The following is a 5149-nucleotide window of genomic DNA, read 5'->3' on the forward strand; positions in this document are numbered from 1 at the left end:
CCATCTTTTTCTCTCCTGCCTTTTATATGATGCTTCCATTCTATCACGATCCTCTCACCTTGTGTAGACACTATCTAGGGAATTGCCAATTATCCAAAACTTGAGCCTGTATTTTATAGAGTAGTCAGTGGAATGTGCTAATTATCCGAACAGGGAGCTGAGAAGCTTGTATAGTAATATTAACTATGACTTGATTGCAAAAATTAAAAAGATGTCAGGTGTAGAGTATGAGCCAGAAATCAGGAAAGATGAACTTTGGGTTACAGATGCACTTGACGAGGAAGCAAAAAAATGGATTCCAGGAATGTTTGATTTTCATCCAACACCTCCCCAACCTGTTCTGATAAATGCTCCAACAGGTTCAGGAAAAACAACTTTTGTCTTAAAGTATCTCGCACGGCTTGCAAAAGAGAACCATAAGAAAATTTTAATCCTTAGCAATCGCGATGCCCTTTGTTTGCAAATGCGAAGAGATGCTGACGAAGCCAGCGAGGTTATTCTGTTAGGGATGAATATTCAGTCGGACTATCCTGTTTCAGAAAATAGAGTTATTCTGAAATATCAAGATATAAATTCAGATGGAAGCAATTACTTCCTTCCTAACCCATATGAAACTGCGTTTGTTGTATTTGACGAAGTACATTTTTTTAGTTCAGATTCAACATTTAATGCAACAACCAGCCAAGTATTGAGAAACCTAATTCACAAATATTATGGATGTAAGCGGATATATCTGAGCGCCACTGTAGGAGAAGCCAAGTCCATTATTTCTCAAGAAGAGTTTATTATTCAAAATGAGGTCAGACTTGAAAGAACAAGTAAAAAACTCTTTTTTTCTCCCTCATAAAATGCTCCATAGACAGGCGCTTGCTGGCAGGTTTCCATCCAGCCCCGCTTTCGCCTGCAATTAAAACAGGAGGGCCTGCCCGGATCCAAAGCATACGGGCCTCCCCCACAGGAGACAAACCTATGGAAAAAAATTCCACTCAGTATACTACAGACGCCGCCGCTCTCGCAAGGCTGCATAAGATAAAAATGTTTGTGCTGGATATGGACGGCACCATCTATCTGGGAGACAGGCTCTTCCCTTTTACAAAAGGCTTTTTAGAAAGAGTGCGGCAAAAAGGCGGAGATTTCTGCTTTTTCACCAACAACAGCTCCAAAAACCGGGAGGCCTATTTGCAAAAGCTTTCCAGCATGGGCATCCATATCCCCCCGGAAAAAATGCTCATTTCCAATGATGTAATCCTCCGCTGGCTGCAAAAGCATCACCCTGGGGAAAGCTGCTATGTAGTAGGTACGCCGGCTTTGCGGGAGGATTTTGCTCAGGCAGGCATTCCCCAGCAGAAGGAGGCAGATTATGTGGTGCTGGGCTTTGACACCACGCTGACCTATGCAAAGCTGTGCATTGCCTGCGATTTGGTGCGGGCAGGCAAACCTATATATGGGGTGAATCCAGATTTAAACTGCCCGGTGGAAGGAGGCTTTATCCCAGACTGCGGCTCTATGGCAGCACTTATCAAGGCCTCCACCGGGGTGCAGTGCGAGTTTTTCGGAAAACCCTCCCCCCACACCCTGGACTATATGCTCTCCCAAACAGGCTGCAAGCCGGAGGAAATGGCCGTAGTGGGCGACAGGCTGTACACAGACATTGCTGTGGCAGCAGGGACAGCGGTTTCCTCCATTCTGGTGATGAGCGGGGAAACCACCCCGGAAATGCTCTCCCAAAGCGAAGTGCAGCCTGACTTTGTGTTTGCCGATTTGGGGCAGCTTGCCCAGTGCCTGTAAGCAGAAGCCTTGTCCCCTGCCCTTTGGACGCAGTCCTACCCGCCTTCTGGAAAAAATTTGCGACTAAGGATTGACATTGCCGCCTGCATGAGGTATAATATTTACGTTGTGAAAAATGCGGGCGTAGTTCAGTGGTAGAACATCAGCTTCCCAAGCTGAATATGAGGGTTCGATTCCCTTCGCCCGCTCCATCCTAGGAAAACCAAAAAGATATTTGGGCAAAAACCGCGTAACCATGCGGTTTTTGCATCTCAAAGGGCTGGAATTCAAAAGTCTCGAAACGTTGGATGTAAAATGGGCGTTTTGGCTTTCCGGCAGGAAGAGAACCCTCGCAACAACAGAATAGCACAGAGTGAGATGACCAGTGGAAAAAATCTGCTGGCCTTTTTTCGCAAAAAGACGTTAATCTTTTGCGTGCATAAGGGCGATAGCCCGTTGCATACATAGCCGGTCGCTGGAGAACCTTCTCCAGCGACCGGCTTTTTTATTTTACGAAAGAAGGTGCGTTAAGTGATTAAAGCAAAAATCACCAGTAAGACCGGAGCATCTCTTGAATGGGAGCTGCCCACCAACATCCACGAGCTCCACCATGCTCTGGCGGAGATGGGTATCCGAAAAACGCCTCGGAGCATCTTGCTCATGGATGACAATGCCGCTAACGTGGAGTTCACAGCGGACAGCGAAATTGGTAGCCGTCTGCTACGGGTGTTCAGCAAAGGTGACACCCTAGCCAACGCCAACACCGTGGCCTTCGCCGTCAGCACCGCCAGGGAAGAAATACTGCCGGAACTTGAGCAGAACATCGTCCACAACCAGTACCTGACGAAAGAAATGCTATTCGATGATATCAAGGCCATGACCCAGGCCGCCGGGCCTGTCAAGCTGACGTTTTACTGCCCCCTGGTGGGTCAGCTTGACGATGGCGAGTGTGAGGAGTATATCGACGTGGGCAGCGGTTTTCTGACCGCTTACCAAGACCAGATCGAGCAGGGCATTGCCGACGAGCAGGCCCCCGAGATGGGCAAAGATGGCGAGGACACAACACGAACCTTGATGAATAACATGGGTTTCTGGTTGTGTCCCGGAGTTTGGCGCAAGGCCAAACTCCCCAAGGTTTGTGCATGCTGGCGTGACCGCCAAGCTCATGTCCGCAGTCTGGACGGTGGAAGAAATGGATGGCAGGCTCCTGGGACGGATCGACTGCCACCTCAAGGAGCCGCTCACGCCGGAAGAAATGGCAGATTTGCAGGATGAAATCCTTGGGCAATATTCAGATTGGTGTCAATTTCAAGCATTACTTATATTCTTTTGCTAAACCTATAAGAAGTTTTTCTATAGCCTAGATGTTCATAGAACTCATGTGCATTCGTCCGTTTAAAACCGGAAGTGACTTCAATAAGCGAAACGTTTCGCTCAACTGCCAATTTTTCAACACGTCTCATCAGCATTTTCCCCACACCGCAACACTGAAATTCTGGTAAAACGGCAAGACCATTTACTTTAATATATCCATTTGGCAAATTGATGGCCAGAGATTCAACAATTGTAACAAAACCGATGACCTTGCCGTTCATGTCTGCAACAAATATCTGGTAACGATCATCATTTTTTATCTTCTCACATGTTTTGACAACAGATTCATCTGTTATAGATCCAAGATCGAAGACCTTACGCCAGATTGAATCTATAGATATGTAATCTTTACTTTCAATTTCCCTTATAAGGATTATGTCAGTATTTTCATCCATATTTGTATCGTCCCTCTCTTCAGACTTACTGCATAGATTCATTTAAATTATATCATCTGGTGCTAAATATTTGAATGAAACATCAGTGTACAAAGGGCTACAAACGATATAAAGAAATGTTTCAGATATGCAGAGTGGAAAAGTCAAATTTTCCATTCTATTCTATTTTACAAGTATATTATACCATATCAAGGAACAAACTTCAACAGAAAAATAGCCTCTAAATTTGAAGGGCTGTTTGGGTACTTATCCCCGGAAATGCCGCCATTTTAGGCACTTTCGGGGATTTTGCTTATTATATGAACTTGACTATGACAGACGCAAAGCGGCGTTTCCCTGCCTGCTGTCTGGCGGCTGGTATGATGGACTTTGAATTTGAACACCGTTGTATATGAGCGGAAGCCTTGCGGCCTCCGCCTTTGTGTTTTTATGCCTGCTCGAAAGGCTCTCCGCAATCCCCACAGATTACATTGACCTCCCGCGTTGCCCGGATAATGGTTCCACAGCAGGGGCAGACATATTTGATACTGCGATTTTTAGATTTTTTGCTTCCGCCTTTGGTGGTTCCCAGCTCCTGCAGGCGGCTTGCATTGATACCGGCCTCGCCTATGGTTTCTCTGATCCATGCCCCCGTCTCCGGGGCCAGTGTCGTTACCGTCCAGCCGTATTTCTGGTGTTTTTCAATATGCAGGCCGTGGGCCTCGGCGGTGGCCTTAAATTTCATATTGTGATAATATCCGTTGTTGCTTACGTCCTGAATGTCATGCACCAGATTGTAAAGGTGGGCCATTTCATGTATGAGGGTGGCCGCCAGCTCGAAGATAGGGCGGTCAAGGTATTCGGCGCAAAGGTTGATCTCCCGGTACTTCTCGCCGCTGGCGTTCCAGATTTCATTGATACTGCACCAGCCGTATGCGCCGCACCCGCCGTCCGGGGATACGGTGATGGCCGGGCGGGTTAATTCGTTATCATAGAAATGTTCGTTAATTTTGCTGTGATTTTTCCTGTCTTCATAATGTTTTCCACCTTTCGTTTTGTATGTGCTTTGTACTGGCTGCACTGATAATCCGTGGAGCCAAGTATCTACGGATAGCCGGAATTTCTTATGTGCCGTTGGGATTGTCGCAGATGTATCTCTGCATTATGAAAAATAGCGGGAAAACAGCAAAAAGTACGGTCATTGGTTCTTTGTCCATGATATTAAATTTATGTTTTAATGCGGTATTTATTTTTGGATTTTTGGGCTTTCCGGCTATGGGGATTCAAGGGGCAGCAGTGGCTACTGTTCTTGCTACAACGATTCAGTTTGTTTGGATGCTGGCAGAGGCAAAGAAAGGGGACAGCATAAAGATCAGGTTCTCTTATATTGTATCAGTGGATCAGAAAATCAGGCAGGATTTTAACCGTTATACGTTACCCGTGGTGGGAAATTACTTTTTCTGGGGAGGAGGCGTGACTATATTTTCCGTCATTATCGGGCATTTGGGAAATGATGCGGTGGCGGCAAATTCCCTCGCTAATATTGTGAGAAATATCTTAGATAGTGTCTACACAAGGTAGAGGAATTGTGATAGAATGGAAGCATCAAAAAAAGACAGGAGAGGAAAAGATGG

At 46.1% G+C, this 5149-nt stretch carries 6 protein-coding genes and 1 tRNA gene; 5 read left to right on the forward strand and 2 right to left on the reverse strand.

The genetic code is table 11. The features are described from left to right. Positions 1 to 166: 166 nt before the first annotated feature. The 4 genes from D1841_RS16335 (at position 167) to D1841_RS16350 (ending at position 3042) form a co-directional block, all read left to right on the forward strand. Positions 167 to 847, forward strand: a complete 681-nt coding sequence (locus tag D1841_RS16335; RefSeq protein WP_160644679.1) for a DEAD/DEAH box helicase family protein — start codon at positions 167 to 169, stop codon at positions 845 to 847. A 122-nt stretch (positions 848 to 969) separates the two neighbouring features. Next, positions 970 to 1788 carry an HAD-IIA family hydrolase gene (locus D1841_RS16340; protein ID WP_160644681.1) on the forward strand — a complete coding sequence of 273 codons (819 nt, stop codon included), beginning with the start codon at positions 970 to 972 and terminating at the stop codon, positions 1786 to 1788. 117 nt (positions 1789 to 1905) lie between these two features. Continuing rightward, positions 1906 to 1979, forward strand: a tRNA-Gly gene (locus tag D1841_RS16345). 319 nt (positions 1980 to 2298) lie between these two features. After that, positions 2299 to 3042 carry a hypothetical protein gene (locus D1841_RS16350; protein ID WP_160644683.1) on the forward strand — a complete coding sequence of 248 codons (744 nt, stop codon included), beginning with the start codon at positions 2299 to 2301 and terminating at the stop codon, positions 3040 to 3042. Between the two features lie 44 nt (positions 3043 to 3086). Here the strand turns inward: D1841_RS16350 and D1841_RS16355 are convergent, their stop codons facing one another. Next, on the reverse strand, positions 3087 to 3536 hold the full coding sequence (locus D1841_RS16355) for a GNAT family N-acetyltransferase (protein ID WP_160644685.1): 450 nt from the start codon (positions 3534 to 3536) through the stop codon (positions 3087 to 3089). 427 nt (positions 3537 to 3963) lie between these two features. Then, entirely contained in the window at positions 3964 to 4596 is a 633-nt protein-coding gene (locus D1841_RS16360) for a SprT-like domain-containing protein (protein ID WP_160644687.1), read from the reverse strand. Here D1841_RS16360 and D1841_RS16365 point away from each other — a divergent pair. Further along, positions 4575 to 5096: a polysaccharide biosynthesis C-terminal domain-containing protein gene (locus tag D1841_RS16365; protein ID WP_161880154.1), complete on the forward strand. Its 522-nt coding sequence runs from the start codon at positions 4575 to 4577 to the stop codon at positions 5094 to 5096. The two genes, D1841_RS16360 and D1841_RS16365, sit on opposite strands and share 22 nt — an antisense overlap. The last annotated feature ends 53 nt before the right edge of the window (positions 5097 to 5149 follow it).

Source organism: Neglectibacter sp. X4 (assembly GCF_009917365.1).
Lineage (GTDB): Bacteria > Bacillota > Clostridia > Oscillospirales > Acutalibacteraceae > Acutalibacter.

What these genes read in the sequence shown, in the direction of transcription:
- D1841_RS16355 (WP_160644685.1), bottom strand. Translation starts at nt 3,536, where the DNA reads ATGGATGAAAATACTGACATAATCCTTATAAGGGAAATTGAAAGTAAA.
- D1841_RS16340 (WP_160644681.1), top strand. Translation starts at nt 970, where the DNA reads ATGGAAAAAAATTCCACTCAGTATACTACAGACGCCGCCGCTCTCGCA.
- D1841_RS16365 (WP_161880154.1), top strand. Translation starts at nt 4,575, where the DNA reads ATGTGCTTTGTACTGGCTGCACTGATAATCCGTGGAGCCAAGTATCTA.